The 307-nt window shown below is 38.1% G+C and carries 1 protein-coding gene; it reads right to left on the bottom strand.

The window, feature by feature from the left end; translation table 11 throughout:
• Positions 1-9 precede the first annotated feature (9 nt).
• The coding region (locus IOC57_RS25560) for a transposase (RefSeq protein ID WP_207441377.1) at positions 10-307 on the bottom strand (298 nt) is incomplete at its 5' end.

The following is a 307-nucleotide window of genomic DNA, read 5'->3' as shown; positions in this document are numbered from 1 at the left end:
AACCGTTAATTAGGCTAAATCTAGGAACGTTTCTTTTCTCTTTAATAGAGCATAAATCCAATGAAGCAACTTATTCATACAGGCAACGATTGACACTTTGGCAGGTTTTCCTTCTGATTTTTTCTTATCATAAAATGCTTTAAGCTTTTTGTTCCTTGAACTTCTTATGCCGCATAGTACGGCAAGATATAGGGAATGACGTAGTCTGCTCGAACCTCTTTTAGTAATACGATTAATGGTTGCCGTAAACTTACCCGATGAGTGAACACTTGGATCTACTCCAGCGAAGGCAACCAGTTTTTTCGGA

Origin of the sequence: Bacillus sp. SD075 (assembly GCF_017355165.1) — a bacterium.
In the GTDB taxonomy this organism is placed as follows: Bacteria; Bacillota; Bacilli; order Bacillales; family DSM-1321; genus Peribacillus.
This window is presented reverse-complemented; position numbering and strand designations above follow the sequence as displayed.